The following is a 16,032-nucleotide window of genomic DNA, read 5'->3' as shown; positions in this document are numbered from 1 at the left end:
GGCATTATCCCTCTGAAAAGGTATACGGTTCCCTGGTCATCCGGCGTCTTTGGGAAATGTCCCGGTGAAGGGTCTGCACTTCCCCCTCCCCATTTCTGAACACCGTGCTGACCATGGTCACCTCCTGGCCAGCGTAGGTAATGCGAGATACAACCTCAAAATAGCTCGAATTGACCGTGAGCCCCTGCCGGGCCAGGCCAATGCCCTCAACCAAGGGCTGCGCCAGGAAATCGCTCACACTGTTATAGACCTGCTGTTCCCGGTGTTCCACCAGCAATAAGGCCTGGCGCTCGGTCAGCTCTTCTGCCAATGACTGCAATACCGGTAACGGCGCCATATTGACGTTAATCCCGGCTCCCCCCCGTGGCAGGGCTGAGACGTTCGGCCGCAGTGAATGGTAGGCCTGCTCTGTCATGCCCGGCATGAGCCGCAGCTCACTGACCGACACAAACGGCTGATTGGCGCTCAGGTAGGGCGGATCCAGTGTCCGATAGCTACTGTCTTCGCCACCCCCGGCCCCGGTCATGTCCCCGTCGGCATCAATCCAGTCAATCAGCGCGTCCACCGATACAGTGGTAATGTCCTGAATACGGAAAAGCCGCTGAAGTTGCTCCCGCACCCGTTCATTGACCTGCCCGGTTGGGCCGACCAGATCGTTCAGATTGATCCGCCCGCCCAGATCCTCTATCTGGATCTCAACCAGGCCATCGATGTCCATCGGCAGTATCAACGCGTATCGGGCCCAGAACTCATCCGGGCTGTCGACCAGGCTGCCTGCCTCCTGGTCATCCTGGTAGTCCCGGTACAGCAGACTGCGGGCAAAGGTCTCGGCTCCGGTGGCAATGGTGTAGCCCTGCTGCTGTGCCAGATAATGACTTGCCCGGAATACCCGCAGGCTCTGCTGACTGATCATGCCCGTGGCCAAAACCACCACAAGGGCCATGGCCAGCAGCACCATGATCAGGGCCACGCCGCGCTGTTTACCATAGCGCCCCGGCATCAGGACTGCCCTCCATCCGCCAGTGCGTCACCAACCGGGCCATCCGGGTTATCTCCAGCACTGTCGGCAGGCTCGTAATCCGGAAGGACAAACAGTCGTTCAAGGGCACCGAACTGTTGATGCTCAAGGACGATTTCAACAGCCCTGGGCAGAGGGACCATCGTGCCCGGGGCGCCCGTCGCCTGGGCCATGTCTGCCACCGGCCATTGGCCGTGCCACTGCCCCTGATGGTCCATGAACCGCAACCGAAAAGCCTTAATATCGCCAAGCAGGCGGACGTCCTGAAGGCTTTCCTGTGATACCCGATCCAGCACTGGCCACGAAAACCGATGAATGTCACCGTCCCGGTACTGCCAGCCCACACGCTGCAGTCGACTGCGCCTGAGGCCCAGCGGGTTGCGCCAGCCCTGTCGGGTCACCTGCAGTGCTGCGCCCGGGCCAGCGAAGACCAGTGCCGGTTCGTAGCCGCCATCCGGTGTTCTGACCGGCCGGTTAATCGCCTGAGTCAGGTCCCGTTCGAGCAACACTATGGCCCGCTGAAGTTGTCCAAAGTCGCTCGCCAGTGCATCAACCCGGTCACGGGCCTGAATCACGCTGCTGGTTACCTGCCATACCGCAAGGCCAATAATGGCGGTAATCGAAATGGCCACCAGCACTTCCAGCAGGGTAAAGCCCTGTTGTGGCTTGTCGGCGGCCCTGACACCGCAAACGGATATCACCGCCCATTCCCCAGGAACGCAGAGACATTCAGCACCGGGTGCGACTGGGCGCGGTCAGCGGAATAGCGCCCGACCGTGACTTCGACCCGCCTCATACCGGCCTCGGACGTTGCCGAGATTTCAGTTTCCAGACGCCAGTCCGCGCCCCCGTATGATAGGTCTCTGGACGTTTCCGAGACCTCGGGAAGGTTGTCCTGAAGCCGAAATCGGTTGATTTCGTTATCGGCGATCCAGCCCGCCAGGGTTTTGTCCCTGATGCGTTCATAGCCGGTAATGTAGTTTCCGGCCACACGGGCCGCCGCCGTTGCCACCAATCCGAACACGAGCACCGCGACCATCACTTCCAGCAGGGTGAATCCATGGCTGCCCTTCATGATCCCTCCCCACCCGGGCGCACCAGAGTCATGGGCTGGAAGCCGTCAGAGGCAATGACATACCGGGCGACATCATCAGCATTGCCCTGCAGCTCGAGGCGGAAGGGCGTGGTTTCACCACTGGAGAAAAATACGATGTCCGGCTGGGGTGTGCCGGCATCATCCGACAGCCGAGGGGGCACGCTATCGGTGGTTTGCCGTATTGTCGTTGCCGGGGGCAGGCTGCGTTCCCGGTAGATCCGATCAGCCGCGACCCGCCACTGGCTCTGGAACTCGTCATAGACCAGAAACCGATAGTGTCGTCCGTCGACCTCAAGCCCCATCTCCTGGTTGTCCAATACCGCCTGTTCCGAAGCAGCCTGCATCAGGCCAAACAGCTCCGACACCGATACCTGCAATGCCTGCCGACGGGAACTGCCAACCTGATTGGCCACCAGAAGGGACGCCACCAGACCCATCAGCAGAACAACAACCAGAATCTCAACCAGTGTGAAGCCTTGAGCCGTTCCCTGTTCAGGCTCCGATATCATGGACACTGATGTCTGCCGCATCGCCCTCGCCGCCTTCCTGTCCGTCAGCGCCGTAGGAGTAGAGATCATAGGGCTGTTCCGCTCCCGGGCTCACATACTGGTACTGGTTGCCCCAGGGATCTTCCGGAACCGCTTTCATATAGCCTTCCGGGTTCCAGTTATTCGCTTCCGGGGAACCGCCGGGCCGGTTGACCAATGCCTCCAGTCCCTGCTGGGTGGAGGGGTAGTGGCTGTTGTCCAGGCGATACAGATCCAGCGCGTTGGCGATATTGCTGAGCTGGGTCTCAGCCACGGTCACTCGGGCCTGATCGCTGCGCCCCATGATATTGGGGGCCACAATGGCCACCAGCAGCCCGAGAATGACCATTACCACCATGATCTCGATAAGGGTGAACCCCCGATGCGCCCTGGCGCCATCATTCACTGTTATTGTCATCATCGCCTCCCTTCTAAGATCGGCGCCAATCCGGCACCATCGCTGTGGTTAACCCACCAAATTGCTGACATTCAGTATGGGCAGCATCACGGCCAGTACGATCACCAGAACCACGCCCCCCATCACCAGCAGCATCAGGGGCTCAAACAGGCTGACCATGGTCGCGATCCGGGCCTGAAGCGTGGCTTCCTGCATTTTTGCGGTGCGTTCCAGCATGGCATCCAGTTCTCCACTTGCCTCACCACTGGCGATCATGTGCAGCATCATCGGCGGAAAATAACCGGTCTGTTCCAGAGAAACGTGGAGCGCTCCCCCCTCGCTGACCGTTTTGGCGGACTCCCTCAGTTGCTGCCGAAGGTGCTCATTACCCAGTACTTCTCCGGCAATGCGCATGGCCTCGACCAGGGGAACCCCGCTGCTTGTCAGGATGCTCAGGGTACTGGCGTAACGCGCGGTATTGACGCCCCGTACCATGCCTTTGAGTAAAGGCAGGTGAAGCAGACGCTGATGCAGCTTGAGTCTCAGCGCGTCCCGGGCCAATGCAAGGCGGACTGCCAGAATCCCGGTCAACACCAGCAACATAAGATACACACCATAACTGGCCAGGAACCCGGATATGCCCAGCAGGATCACTGTCAAGCCAGGCAGGTCCTGGCCCTGACGAATGAAGACCTCCACAATATCGGGAACCACATAGGTCAGCAGGAACACCACAATGGCAACGGCGACCACTGAAAGAATAACCGGATAGATCGCAGCCAACTGTATTTTCTGACGGGCCTCCTGACGGTTCTCGGTAAAATCAGCAAGCCGCTCGAGCACGAGATCCAGGTGCCCTGCCCGCTCACCGGCGGCAACGGTGGCGCGGTAGAGATGTGGAAAGGCCCTGGGGAATTGGCCCAGGCTGTCGGCAAAGGTGTACCCCTCCATAACCTTCGCCCGAATGGCAATCAGCATGGTCCGGATCCGCGGTTTGGCGGACTGGTTGGCCGCGGCGCTCAGGGCCTCTTCGACCGGAATACCGGAATGAATAAGGGTCGACAGCTGGCGTGTAACCAATGCCAGGTCGGCGGGCGCCAGTATCCCTCGCCGCGCCATCCAACCGGCCGGTGCCCTTTGGTCATAGGCGGTATCGACCGCCAGTGGAATCATCCCCCGGTCCCGCAGGCGCTGTCGAACCGCGCGCGGAGCGTCCGCCTCCATGACGCCCTGTTTCTGCCGTCCCCGCGCATCCAGGGCACGGAACTCAAATGCAGGCATGATCAGGGCCCCCGATAGGTAACGCGGAGGACTTCTTCCACGGTCGTTTTGCCATCAAGAATCTTCTGTACACCGTCGGCATGAATACTCGGACTGCGCTTGCGGGCTTCCCGCTCCAGATCGAGTTCGCCCTTGCGTTTGTGGATGAGCGCACTGATGGGTTCGGTCACTTCAACCACCTCGAATATGCCCATCCGACCCCGATACCCCAGTTGGTTACAGTAATCACAGCCCCGGGCCCGGAAGATGGAAGGCGGATTGTCCGGATCCTGTTGCATGAAGTCGCACTGCTCAGGATCCGGAAAATAGGGTTCCCGGCATTCCATGCAGAGCTTGCGGACCAGTCGCTGTGCCACAATTCCGACAAGGCTGGATGAAATCAGAAAGGGCTCAATGCCCATATCCAGCAGGCGGGTAATTGCGCCCACCGCCGAATTGGTGTGCAGGGTTGAGAACACCAGATGACCGGTGAGGCTGGCCTGGACCGCGATTTCCGCGGTTTCCAGATCCCGTATCTCGCCGATCATCACCACATCCGGATCCTGACGGAGAATCGCCCGGAGTCCCCGGGCAAATGTCATGTGAACCTTGGTGTTAACCTGAGTCTGACCGATACCCGGCAGGTTGTATTCAATGGGGTCCTCCACCGTCAGGATATTCCGGGATCGATCGTTGATTTCCTGTAGCGAGGCATAAAGGGTGGTGGATTTGCCCGAGCCAGTCGGGCCGGTGACTAACACGATGCCGTAAGGGCGGCGAATGAGTCTGCGCAGGCTGCTCAGGTCGCCAACGGCCATTCCCATGGAATCCAGCCGGATGGCCCCGGCCTGCTTGTCCAACAGCCTGAGCACTACCCGTTCCCCATTGGACGAAGGCATGGTGGAAACCCGGATATCCACCTCCCGCCCAGCCACTTTCAAGGCGATGCGGCCGTCCTGGGGTACCCGTTTTTCAGCGATATCGAGCCTTGCCATCACCTTGATCCGTGAGACCAGCATGGGGGCCAGAGCCCGCTTCGGCTGCACGACTTCCTGCAGCACCCCGTCAATGCGAAAACGGACCACCAAGCGCCGCTCATAGGTCTCGATGTGGACATCCGAAGCGTTGCTGCGCACGGCTTCAGTCAGAATGGCATTGATCAGTCGAATGATCGGGGCATCGTCCTGCTGTTCAAGCAGGTCCTCACTTTCGGGGACGGACTCGGCAAGGGATAGCAGATCCATTTCATTGCCGATTCCCTCCACCATCTGCATGGTTTCTGCTGAATCGGTCTGATATGCCTCCTGCAGCGCGTCGTCAAACTGGCCATCGGGCACCAGCGAGAACCGGGCATGGCCACCGCTGACCCGGTTCGCTTCTGCCAGGGCCGCACGCTGGGCGTTGGCGCGAAACAGGATGACGGTGTCCTCATTGGCATCCCGGGTCAGAAGCACCCCGTTTCGGCGGGCAAAGTTGTAGGGAAGCCGGTGCATCAGGGCATCCGGTTGGGGCACATTGGTCTCGGCGTTCACGCTCATCCTCGTTGAGTTCCTGGAACTACCTCTTGGTGAAGGGCCGGTACTGTCACCATGGCTCCGACGCTTCCTTCTGAAAAAGTAGCACAGGAAATCAGAACCACAGCCTCAATGGGTGCACTATAATGCTGGTCAGCCATCTGGAGATGTACGCTGAACGGAGGCAAACGATGACCATCGCCAACAGGGCCAGCCATGACTGGAACTGACCGGAACACCCCACTGCTGATTACGCTGGCCGCCGCCCTGGCCATGCTGGCCGGTACCGGCTGGCAGATCTATCGGTTCTGGCAGACCGAGGCCACGAGGGAAACCCCGGAGATCACCGGGGTAAACATGGCCGGGCCGAATCAGGGTATGCCGGAACCCCGCTCTGAACTGTCAGCCATCCCCCTTTTCGGAACGCCTGGAACTGCCAACGCCTCGGGCAAGGCCAGCAACCGGCCGGCCCCTGAAAACACCACCGGACTAACCTTGCGCGGCGCCCTGGCAGCCGCCGGCAAATCGCCGGGCACGGCTCTGATCGAGACCGATGATGGCACCACCAAAGCCTATGCCGAGGGGGATACCCTGCCGGGCGGAGGCATCCTGCGCCGGGTATTTCCTTCCAGGATCATCGTTGAGCACAACGGCACACTGGCCAACATTTACCTGAGCGATAGCCCCGCGCTGGCAGAGACCCCGACCAGTCAGGAGCCTGAGACCGCGACCGACGATGCCGGTATGGGTACAGACCGACCTGTGGCAGCCAGCCAGCCCCGACGCCAGGAGATTCAGCGCAGACTGGAACAGTTGCAGCAGCGGTTACGGGCCAATCAGTAAGTCACCGGGCATGCCTCTTGCCGGAGGCAATAGCAGGGTGCAGATCCGCCAGGGGCATGGGACGGTAGAACAGAAACCCCTGTAGAAAATCGCAACCCCGCTGTTCCAGGTCCTGGGCCTGTTCCGGGGTTTCAACCCCCTCACCCACGACCCGGAGGCCCAGATGGTGGGCCATGGTGATGATGCCCTGAACGATAGCGGCATTGCCCGAATTATCGGTAATATCGGTGATAAAGCTGCGATCAACCTTGACCTTGTTAATAGGCAGCTCGCGCAGGTAGCGCAGGCTGGAATAGCCGGTACCGAAGTCGTCAATGGCCACCCGCACCCCCATGTCGCGAATTTCGCCGAGGGTCTCAATCGCCCGGCCGGTTCCCGACATCAGGACATTCTCGGTGACTTCCAGTTCCAGAAGCTCCGGTGCCAGTTGACTCTCCTCCAATGCGCGCTGTATTTCCTGCAGGAAGCCATACCGCCGGAACTGGAGCGGTGAAATATTCACAAACACCGTGAGTTCCTGGCTATGTTGTCGATTCCATGTGGCGATATCGGCGCAGGCACGCTGTAGCACCCACTGGCCAATCGCTACTATCTGACCGGTCTGCTCGGCGAGCGGTATGAACTGGCCGGGTGCAATCAGACCGCGGCTGGGGTGACGCCAGCGGACCAGGGCTTCCACACCCCGGATTCGCCCGGAGGTAGCGGCAATGATGGGCTGGTAATGAACCTCAAACTGCTGTTGCTCGATCGCCTCCATCAGTTCCCGGCGCATCGTCACATATTCACTGTTGATCGTCGGTGACAGTCCTTCAAACCAGTGCCAGGTATTACGCCCTTCGGCTTTCGCATCCTGTACGGCTGCGTCAGCATAGCACATCAGTTCTTCCGCCCTCATCGGTCGACTATGTTGCGACGCAATACCAACGCTGGCGCTGATGTGTAGCTGGTTACCCTCTATCTCAAAGGGGCGGGACAAGTCGTGGAGTATTTCATCGGCACACCGGGTAATCTGCGGCGGCGATTCGGGGCCTGTGAGCAATACCGCAAATTCATCGGCACCCAGTCGCGCCACCAGACCACGATCACCAATGGTCTTCTGCAGCCGCTCCGCCATGGTTTTCAGCAGACGGTCCCCAATGGCGTACCCCAGGGTGTTGTTGACCGGTTTGAAGTCATCCAGATCAACATGAATCACCGACACCGGGGCACCCTGCCCCTCCTGCTGGCAGGCATAGGAGAGGTGGGCTTCGAACAATGCCCGGTTGGGTAGTCCGGTCAGCAGATCGTGAGTCGAATACTGGTTCAGGAGGCGTTCGTTTTCCTGGTGGGTAATGGCCAACACCACCAAGCCTGCAGCCCGTCGGATCAACTGGATTTCATCGTCCGTGGGACGACGTTTTTCCCGGTAATAGGTCGCAAAGGTTCCGAGTAACTGGCCGTTGTTTTTGACCAGGGGCGTCGACCAGCAGGCGGCAAGTCGTTCTTCCGATGTGATTGTATGGAAACCATTCCAGCGCCGGTCACTGGCGATGTCTTCGCAGACCGTCAGCTCCCGGTTGTGGGCGGCAGCGCCACAGGCCCCCTTGAACGGACCAATGGAAATACCCTGCATTTCAGCCTTATAGGCTTCCGAGAAACTGCTGCCGGCAACCATGTCCAGCTTTCCGGTTTCCGCCGAATAAAGCATGACGGAGACCAGCGCCCCTGGCAGTTCCTCTTCCATCACCGTGGTGATGGCACTGAGCACAACATCCAGCGGCGCGTGCTGGACGATCAGTTCATAGATGGATTGTGATAAGCCAGAAAACTGCTGTTGTTCTGCCACCTGCCCAACCCTCCATCGGGTACCATGTCCCGGGCACGTTAGCCGGAATTTTCCGGCCAGACAAAACCATCGGCCCAGGCCAGCGCATCCTGAAAACACATCGGCCGCGAATAGAAATAGCCCTGTCCCACATCACAGCCTAGTTCAATCAGGTGCTCCTGCACGGCTTGTGTTTCAATGCCTTCGGCCACAATACGGCGACCAAAGCTCCTGGAAAGGGCGATAATTGCCCGAATGACCATTTCATCATCCGGATCTTCCTCCATGTCACCGACGAAGGAACGGTCAACCTTGATTTCATTTACGGGCAGACGGCGGAAATAGTCCAGTGAAGAGTATCCGGTGCCAAAATCATCCAGTGACACCTTCAGGCCAAGGTGACGACACTGATTCAGCCGGTGCACCACCATATCAGCATCGTCCATGGCCGTTGTTTCCAGGATTTCGAGAATCAGTCGCGGACGGATGTCACTATTTAATGGCTCAATGGCTTTCTCCAGATCCGCCATAAAGTCACCGCCCAGGAAATGGGATGGGCTGAGATTGACACTGATGGTGTATGGCAACCCCTTGCGATAGAACTCGAGCAGGCGTTGCACCCCCTCACTGATGACCCAATTGCCCACAGACCGTGCATATTCGGTGTATTCAAGATAATCCAGGAAGCGTCCGGGGCCCACGAGCCCCTCTTGCGGGTGGTTCCAGCGTAACAGCGCCTCGAAGCCCCCAACAGTGCGATGTTTCAGGTCAACTTTCGGCTGATAATACAACTGGAACTGGGCCTCCTTAAGGGCGGCTGAAACCTGTTCGAGTACCCTGACCCGCTCCTTGCGATTGAAATGCAGTTGTAGATCAAAGATCCGATAGGTGTTTTTGCCCCCTTCCTTGGCGGCATACATCGCCTGATCAGCATGGCGCAAGAGCAGATCACTATCCGCATCATCATCAGGATAGAGGGTCACGCCCATGCTCCCGGACAGTTTCAGGACACTGTGTCGGTAACTGATGGGCTGGCGGATGGACTCCAGAATCCGTGAATAGACCCTTATGTCGGATACGTCCCGGAGGATGGCGACAAACTCGTCACCGCCAAGGCGACCGATAATGTCATGGGCTCTGACCGTTGACTTCAACCTCTCTGAAATTGATCGGAGCACCGAATCCCCAACCGAATGGCCGTGCTCATCATTAATTTCCTTGAACCCGTCCAGATCAATATAGCAAACCGAGACGGTTCCCTGACGCTGATCCGCCTCGAACAGTTCCTGTTCAAACAATTCGGTAAGCCGGCGCCGGTTAGGTAACCCGGTGAGCGCATCGTAGTATGCAGCCTGTTCAAGACTTTTCTGGTGCTCCCTTTTTTCCTCATGCAGGCGCTTACGCTCGATCAGGGTTCCCAGTGTCTGGAGCAACGGTGCCAGATCCTCAGCGAGCTGTTCACGGTAACCCTGTTTTCGATTGGCCAGCCCGACGAGGCCGATCAGTGCATCCCCCGAATAAACCGGCAGCCCGATGTAACTCCGGATGGGCGGGTGCCCGGGAGGCAGGCCGCCCCGTCGGGAATCGGTGGCATAGTCGTTGGCAACCACGACCTCGCCGGAAAGCAAAGCGGCCCCCAAAAGATTGTCGGTACGCTCGAACAGCATGCCCCGGCGCTCCACCTGCTGAAACAAACCTTCGGTTTCCGGGCTCCAGGCAATGTTGGTTATTGCCCCCACCTTGAGGTAAGGCGTATTGTCTTCCCGGTACAGAACTTCACCAATCAGGCCAAATTCACTGCCGGTCAACGCCAGAAAGTCCCCGAGCATCAGCTCAAATGCCTGCTGGTCACTACTGGTGGTGAAAAAGACATTCTGGGCCCGGTATATGGCTCGTCCCAGATGGGACACTCGGATATCAGAATCGGTATCCGCAGCACGCAGGGCGTTTTCCAGTTCATCTTCAATCAGGCTGGCCAGCGTGCGCAGGACGTCAAGGTCCGTCTCCCGGATACTGCGGGGTTGGCCGTCTACGATGCACAGAGTGCCAATCTTGAAACCACTGGGTTCACGAACCGGCACCCCCGCATAAAACCGGATAGGCCTATCCCCATGCACCCACGGATTCCGCGAGAACCGGGGATCCTGGGCCGCGTCCTCGACGATAAAGGCCTTGTCCTGCCGAATGGCATAGTCGCAGAACGCGGCTGCCCGGGGCATGTCACCGGAATCATCGCCAACCCGGGATTTCGACCACTGACGTTCTTCATCAAGCACCGTAAACAGCGCGGTCCGGACACCATAAAACTGACGGGCAATCCTGACCAGCCTGTCGAACCGTTCCTCCGGCGGGGTATTGATAATGCCCAGTTTTTGAAGTGCAGCCAGTCGCCGTTTTTCCATGGGATCCGGTATCATGAGCCTGTTCCATCGCTAGATTGCAGACATTTCAAACTGCCGGCCTGCGCGTGTTCCGTTCACGCTGCTCAGTTTCAGCTTAGCGCAAAGTCGCTCTTTCATCCTGTCGCCATTCGGTAGGTACCGGAGGATGGCCGGAAAGGCAGCAGGCAGGCCCTGTCACGACCAGTCTGCTTGGCAAGGTACAGCGCCTGGTCAGCCAGGCGGATCAGCTCAGACGGTTCGCCCGGTCTCGTTGCGGGCGTTGCCACCGCCGCGCCCACACTGACACTCACGATCCCGAGGTGGCTGTACTGATGAGTAATGCAAAGGTTTCGGACAGCAAGCCTCAGAGTCTCCGCCATCGCCAGTGCACCCTGATCATCAGTATCCTGGAGCACAGCGACAAACTCTTCTCCACCATAACGAGCAACCAGATCGGTCCGGCGGCGCATGCAGGCTTCAAGGGTGCCGGCCACCTGACGCAAGCAGTCATCGCCGGCCAGATGGCCATAATGATCGTTGTAGGGTTTGAAGTAATCAATATCCATCATCAGCATCGCGAGCTTCAGGCCGCTGCGCTGGGCAACCGCCCATTCCACGGCCAGGACCTCATCAAACGAGCGACGGTTCGCCAGCCTGGTCAGTTCATCCGTGCGGGAAAGTTTTTCCAACTGCAGGTTGGCCTGTTCCAACTCCCGGGTACGCTCGTTCACGCGGTGTTCCAACTCTTCGCTAAGTTCGCGGTATTGCACAAGCAGGCGACGGGTTTCCTCGTTTTTCTCCCTGAACACCTGGGCCGCATGAGACAGCTCCCGGAACTCATAACCGGCACCCGACAAGTCTGCATCGCCTGCCAGTTCTCCCCTGGCAAGACGGCGGAACCCCTGGGTCAGTTGCTCTATGGGACCAGCAATGCCCTGCCCTAGCCGCCAGGACAGCAAAAGGATCAGGCAGAGAGTCACGAATGTTCCGATCAAGGCACTCCATATCGCCCGGCGAATTGAGCGGGCCATCTCCGTTTCGATCCGCCCCATTTCATTCCTCAGCCCCTCGGCAAGGCGCTCGGCCTGATAGGTGATTTCATGGGTTTCGGCTGCCATAACCACATTGACCAGATACAGGAACCCCCGGGTAAGCTGTACGGCTTCCACAATAGCTGCCTGGTACGACCGAAGCGCCTCATCCATCTGGCCGACAAGCCCGGGATTGCCAATGCCTTCACGGCGGACGGGCAGCTCACGGATCAGTTCCCGGGAATACCGGACTTCGCTATTGATTTCGCGGATCAGCGCATTGTCGAGGCGATCAAAATAGTTGCGCATGTGACGCTCGATCTGCAGGGCCGAATTGCGCAGGCGCTCCAGTCTCGCCACCCAGTCTGTTTGCTCCGAGCCAATCCCGGCTTCGTATTCCGCCAGCAACTGACGATACCGCAACGCTCTTTCGGTTATGGTGTCGGTAACCAGCTCGGACTGACGCTCCCGCTGTTTGCGGACCTCCACAAACGCCTGCTCAAACCCACTAAGGTGCTCGTTCATGATCCTCGCGCGGGAGCCGAAGCGATCACCGGTGGTGGACTCCAGTTCCCCCAGAAGCTGTTTTGCCTGTGACAGAACCAGGGAGGCCTGGTCGGCAGCCAGGGCTTGGCCATCATTCACAAATTCACCGGAAAGCCGCTGCAGTTCAACCATACGCCCGGAGAGATCGAGGCCCAGTTCAACCCGTTGACTGAATGATGTGAAGTTCTGAAATCTGGAATAGACATCGTTGACGGTGAACGCCAGCATCAGCGCAACACCACAACTGACCAGGCCGATCAGCAGAAAGCCCGCAAAAATCCGGTATTTGAGTCGCCATGAAGCAGGCCGGAACCTCGTGGCCATCATGCCAGCAGAAACTCCTTCCACTTGGTGAGCGAGTACTCGTAGGTTTCCATCACGGTATTCCAGACGGCAACATTGGCGAACCGGCGATGGTAGCTGCCGCCCCGTCTCCGTTCGCCCTCAGACACTGAAATCCGGCCATCCGAGCCCTTCAGGGGGTATGCCGCCGGCTCCCCCATATACCAGTAATCCCACTCTTCGGGAGCCAGGTACTTCCTGGACCTCTCGGGGTTCGCGATGTAGTAACCCTGACGGGCGATAAAAGCACCCGGCCACCCTGACAGCCACCAGTTCATGTAGGCATACGCCATGTCTTCGTGTTCCCTGTCGACAGCTGCCGAAAGACACATCACGCCATACCACGCCCGGTACCCTTCTTTCGGTGCTGCGTAGATGCAGGGCACGCCTCTGCCACGCAGACCGGTTGCGGCTGGTGAAAACATACTCTCAATCGAGACATCGCCCCGCGCCATCAGGTCCATTGAGTGAGGCACTGATGACCAGACGCCGCGAAAATGCCCCCGGCGCTTGAAGTCTATGAGGATTTCGAAGAGTTGGTCGACTTCATGACGGGACATCTGGCCGATGTCCCGAAAGCTCATCAAACCCTGGGCCTGGGCAGCCAACGCCAGGTCAAAAAGTCCGATACTCGGTGCGTTGACCACCGCCACACGGCCCTGATGGCGGGAATCCAGGAGCCATCCCCAGCTTTCCGTTTCATAGGGTACGCCTGCCGGCACATCGTCCGAGTTATAACCAAAGGAGTCGGTATTGTGTACATAGGGAAGAAAGCTCACCCGGCCGGATGGTGCGGACGCAAGTGTGCCGTCGTCCTGAACAAAAAGCAGTTTGTTCGGCGCGTCGCCCCGGCCCATTGGTGAGTCTGGCGTGATTCGCCCGGTTTTTGGTAAGTCATTTATTTCCGGCCAGTAACGCAACCGATCAACATCAATGGTGCGTATGGCATTCGCCTGCCAGAGGACCCTAATGCTGTTGGACCACTGCTCATACAGATCAAAGGCGGCGGGATCGGTGGCGGCACGAAACAGGACCTCAGCGCTGCCTCCCGGATAAAACTCAATATTGAACCCCAGATCCTGTTCGGCCTGCCGCCGTATCGATTCCTGGAGAGTGACGTGGGTCCCCATCACCCTCAATGTCGGCTTGCGGTTCACAGCCATGGAGATCACTGGAAACCCGGAGCTACCCAGAAACAGCCCTGCTCCCCCGGTTTTCAGCAAGTCGCGTCGATTCATGAGGGTCTACTCCCCGAGCTTTTTGTTATTATGGAACACCCGATAATTGCTACCTTTTTCAGGGAAGTTACGACTTTATCCTAAGGGTAGAACAAAATTCCGGGGTCGGCTCAAGGGAGTGACGAACAAAAGGGACAAGGGCCTAGGACAACCAGTCCAGCCCCAGGACAAGGCGTGGTTGACCTTGTGACGGAAAAATATCTGTCAGGCATTCAGGCTGCTGGCCCTGACTCGCCACTGGAAGAACAGACTCCGGAAGGTTGCCCGTCATACCACCTCTCCTTCTTTTATTTTGCGTCACCAATGATCTTATATTAAGTGTTATGTTATAACATTATTGTTGTCGAACAAAGCAACCCAAGGAGTCTGTCCATGACCATTACCGATCCCCGCCTTCCCGTGACTGTGTTGTCCGGTTTCCTGGGAGCAGGCAAGACAACGGTCCTCAATCACATACTCAACCACCGCCACGGAAAAAAGGTGGCTGTCATTGTCAATGACATGAGCGAAGTGAATATCGATGCCAGCCAGGTCCAGCAGGAAGTATCACTGAACCGGTCTGAAGAGAAACTGGTTGAGATGAGCAATGGCTGTATCTGCTGCACCCTGCGCGAGGATCTGCTGGTGGAAGTGCGCCAGCTTGCAAATGACGGCAGGTTTGACTGCCTTGTTATTGAATCCACGGGAATTTCCGAACCACTGCCGGTGGCCGAAACCTTCACTTTTGCCGATGAGGATGGAGTCAGTCTTTCGGATATCGCCCGGCTGGACACCATGGTGACCGTCGTGGATGCCGTAAATTTCCTGACCGATTACGACCAGGCACAGATGCTACAGGAAACCGGCGAGAGCCTGGGCGAGGAGGATGAGCGTAGTGTCGCCGATCTATTGGTCGACCAGGTTGAGTTCGCCGACATCATTCTGATCAGTAAAACGGATCTCGCTGAGAAGGAACAGGTCCACCGGCTCAGAGGCATTCTGCGCAGCCTGAACACCCGCGCCGAACTCATTGAAATACAACAGGGCGCCGTACCACTCGACAAAGTACTGGATACCGGCAGATTCAGCTTTGAGCAGGCCCAGTTGGCGCCGGGGTGGCTCAAAGAAATGCGTGGCGAACACGTACCCGAGACGGAAGAATACGGGATTTCCAGCTTTGTTTACCGGGCACGCCGGCCGTTCCATCCGGCGAAATTCTATGACTTTCTGCACCAGCCTTTTCCGGGTGGCAAGCTGATTCGTTCCAAAGGGTATTTCTGGCTGGCCTCCCGCCCGGAATTTGCCGGCCACTGGAGCCAGGCTGGCGGTATCGCCAGGCACGGATTTGCGGGCATGTTCTGGAAAGCAGTCCCGGAGACCAGTTGGCCCCAGGACCCGGACTTTCGCAGCGCCATCATGGAAAGCTGGGTGGAACCTTTTGGTGATATGCGCCAGGAACTGGTTTTCATCGGCCAGAATCTGGACCAGGAGGAGATTACACGTCAACTGGACGACTGCCTGTTGGACGAAGAACAGCTACTGGCCGGAAAAAGCTTCTGGCAGAGTCTCAACGACCCGTTCCCGGCCTGGTCGGAATAACGCCCAACCGTCAGGGTCACCATCTGGTGGCCCTGGACCTGGCCGCACAGCAGCGCAAGTCCTGTCCGCAGCAACGCGGGCATTCAGACTGCCAAGCATGTATTTCAGCGGGAAGCTATCGAATGACAGGAAAAAATGGAGGCGCGGGTCGGAATCGAACCGGCGTACACGGAGTTGCAGGGCTTATGCTCCATTCCGGTTTTTCCCTTTTAATTCAGACACATCAGCCCACAACCTCGAAAATACCAGCGCTCATAACGGCACTTTCCGTTCCTTTATTATCAATAACCTACGTTTACGTTGTCGACATTATCCGCTGTCTTGCCTGCACTCTTAACGGCCGCCACCAGGCCCAGGAGCCAGCACCTGGAGCCCTCGCCTATTTCCCCGCCACCACCAAACCACACCACGGCTGAAAGTGTTCATTTCTGTGTAAAAAGAACGCGAGTTTCCGAGT

General features: G+C 58.1%; 13 protein-coding genes. 2 read left to right on the top strand and 11 right to left on the bottom strand.

Annotated features, from left to right (window positions below; genetic code table 11):
- Positions 1–4 precede the first annotated feature (4 nt).
- From gspK to gspE, 7 genes are read right to left on the bottom strand one after another with little or no spacing between them, the layout of a single operon-like run.
- Positions 5–1,000 (bottom strand): type II secretion system minor pseudopilin GspK, encoded by a 996-nt coding sequence (gspK, locus tag HNR38_RS04850; protein WP_183700344.1) that lies wholly within the window; start codon positions 998–1,000, stop codon positions 5–7.
- Positions 1,000–1,719, bottom strand: a complete 720-nt coding sequence (gene gspJ, locus HNR38_RS04845) for a type II secretion system minor pseudopilin GspJ (protein ID WP_183700342.1) — start codon at positions 1,717–1,719, stop codon at positions 1,000–1,002. Before gspJ ends, gspK begins: the two co-directional genes overlap by 1 nt.
- Entirely contained in the window at positions 1,716–2,093 is a 378-nt protein-coding gene (gspI, locus tag HNR38_RS04840) for a type II secretion system minor pseudopilin GspI (RefSeq protein WP_183700340.1), read from the bottom strand. Before gspI ends, gspJ begins: the two co-directional genes overlap by 4 nt.
- The gene (gene gspH / locus HNR38_RS04835) at positions 2,090–2,623 is read right to left on the bottom strand and encodes a type II secretion system minor pseudopilin GspH (protein WP_183700338.1); all 534 of its coding nucleotides are present in this window, start codon (positions 2,621–2,623) and stop codon (positions 2,090–2,092) included. The genes gspI and gspH overlap by 4 nt, the downstream gene beginning before the upstream one ends.
- The gene (gene gspG, locus HNR38_RS04830; RefSeq protein WP_183700881.1) at positions 2,607–3,059 is read right to left on the bottom strand and encodes a type II secretion system major pseudopilin GspG; all 453 of its coding nucleotides are present in this window, start codon (positions 3,057–3,059) and stop codon (positions 2,607–2,609) included. The genes gspH and gspG overlap by 17 nt, the downstream gene beginning before the upstream one ends.
- 48 nt (positions 3,060–3,107) lie before the next feature.
- Complete coding sequence (gene gspF / locus HNR38_RS04825; RefSeq protein WP_183700336.1) at positions 3,108–4,319, bottom strand: type II secretion system inner membrane protein GspF; 1,212 nt, start codon at positions 4,317–4,319, stop codon at positions 3,108–3,110.
- A 2-nt stretch (positions 4,320–4,321) separates the two neighbouring features.
- Positions 4,322–5,836, bottom strand: coding sequence for a type II secretion system ATPase GspE (gene gspE / locus HNR38_RS04820; RefSeq protein ID WP_183700334.1), 1,515 nt, complete (start codon positions 5,834–5,836; stop codon positions 4,322–4,324).
- A gap of 192 nt (positions 5,837–6,028) precedes the next feature.
- Here gspE and HNR38_RS04815 point away from each other — a divergent pair, with 192 nt between their 5' ends.
- Positions 6,029–6,655, top strand: a complete 627-nt coding sequence (locus tag HNR38_RS04815; protein WP_183700332.1) for a type II secretion system protein N — start codon at positions 6,029–6,031, stop codon at positions 6,653–6,655.
- Between the two features lies 1 nt (position 6,656).
- On the opposite strand, the gene HNR38_RS04810 is transcribed toward HNR38_RS04815, so the two are convergent.
- From HNR38_RS04810 to HNR38_RS04795, 4 genes are all read right to left on the bottom strand, one after another.
- A complete protein-coding gene (locus HNR38_RS04810; protein WP_343068234.1) occupies positions 6,657–8,480 on the bottom strand; it encodes a putative bifunctional diguanylate cyclase/phosphodiesterase in 1,824 nt (607 codons plus the stop codon).
- A 38-nt stretch (positions 8,481–8,518) separates the two neighbouring features.
- Positions 8,519–10,876: a sensor domain-containing phosphodiesterase gene (locus tag HNR38_RS04805; protein ID WP_183700330.1), complete on the bottom strand. Its 2,358-nt coding sequence runs from the start codon at positions 10,874–10,876 to the stop codon at positions 8,519–8,521.
- Positions 10,877–10,974: 98 nt separating this feature from the next.
- Positions 10,975–12,744, bottom strand: a complete 1,770-nt coding sequence (locus HNR38_RS04800) for a GGDEF domain-containing protein (protein ID WP_183700328.1) — start codon at positions 12,742–12,744, stop codon at positions 10,975–10,977.
- A complete protein-coding gene (locus HNR38_RS04795) occupies positions 12,741–13,997 on the bottom strand; it encodes an ABC transporter substrate-binding protein (RefSeq protein WP_183700326.1) in 1,257 nt (418 codons plus the stop codon). The genes HNR38_RS04800 and HNR38_RS04795 overlap by 4 nt, the downstream gene beginning before the upstream one ends.
- Positions 13,998–14,369: 372 nt before the next feature.
- Between HNR38_RS04795 and zigA the strand changes: the two genes are divergently transcribed.
- Positions 14,370–15,575 carry a zinc metallochaperone GTPase ZigA gene (zigA, locus tag HNR38_RS04790; RefSeq protein ID WP_183700324.1) on the top strand — a complete coding sequence of 402 codons (1,206 nt, stop codon included), beginning with the start codon at positions 14,370–14,372 and terminating at the stop codon, positions 15,573–15,575.
- Positions 15,576–16,032 lie beyond the last annotated feature (457 nt).

Source organism: Marinobacter oulmenensis (assembly GCF_014201735.1).
Taxonomy (GTDB): Bacteria; Pseudomonadota; Gammaproteobacteria; order Pseudomonadales; family Oleiphilaceae; genus Marinobacter; species Marinobacter oulmenensis.
Note: the sequence above shows the minus strand (reverse complement) of the source record. Positions and strands in the feature narration are given on the sequence as shown.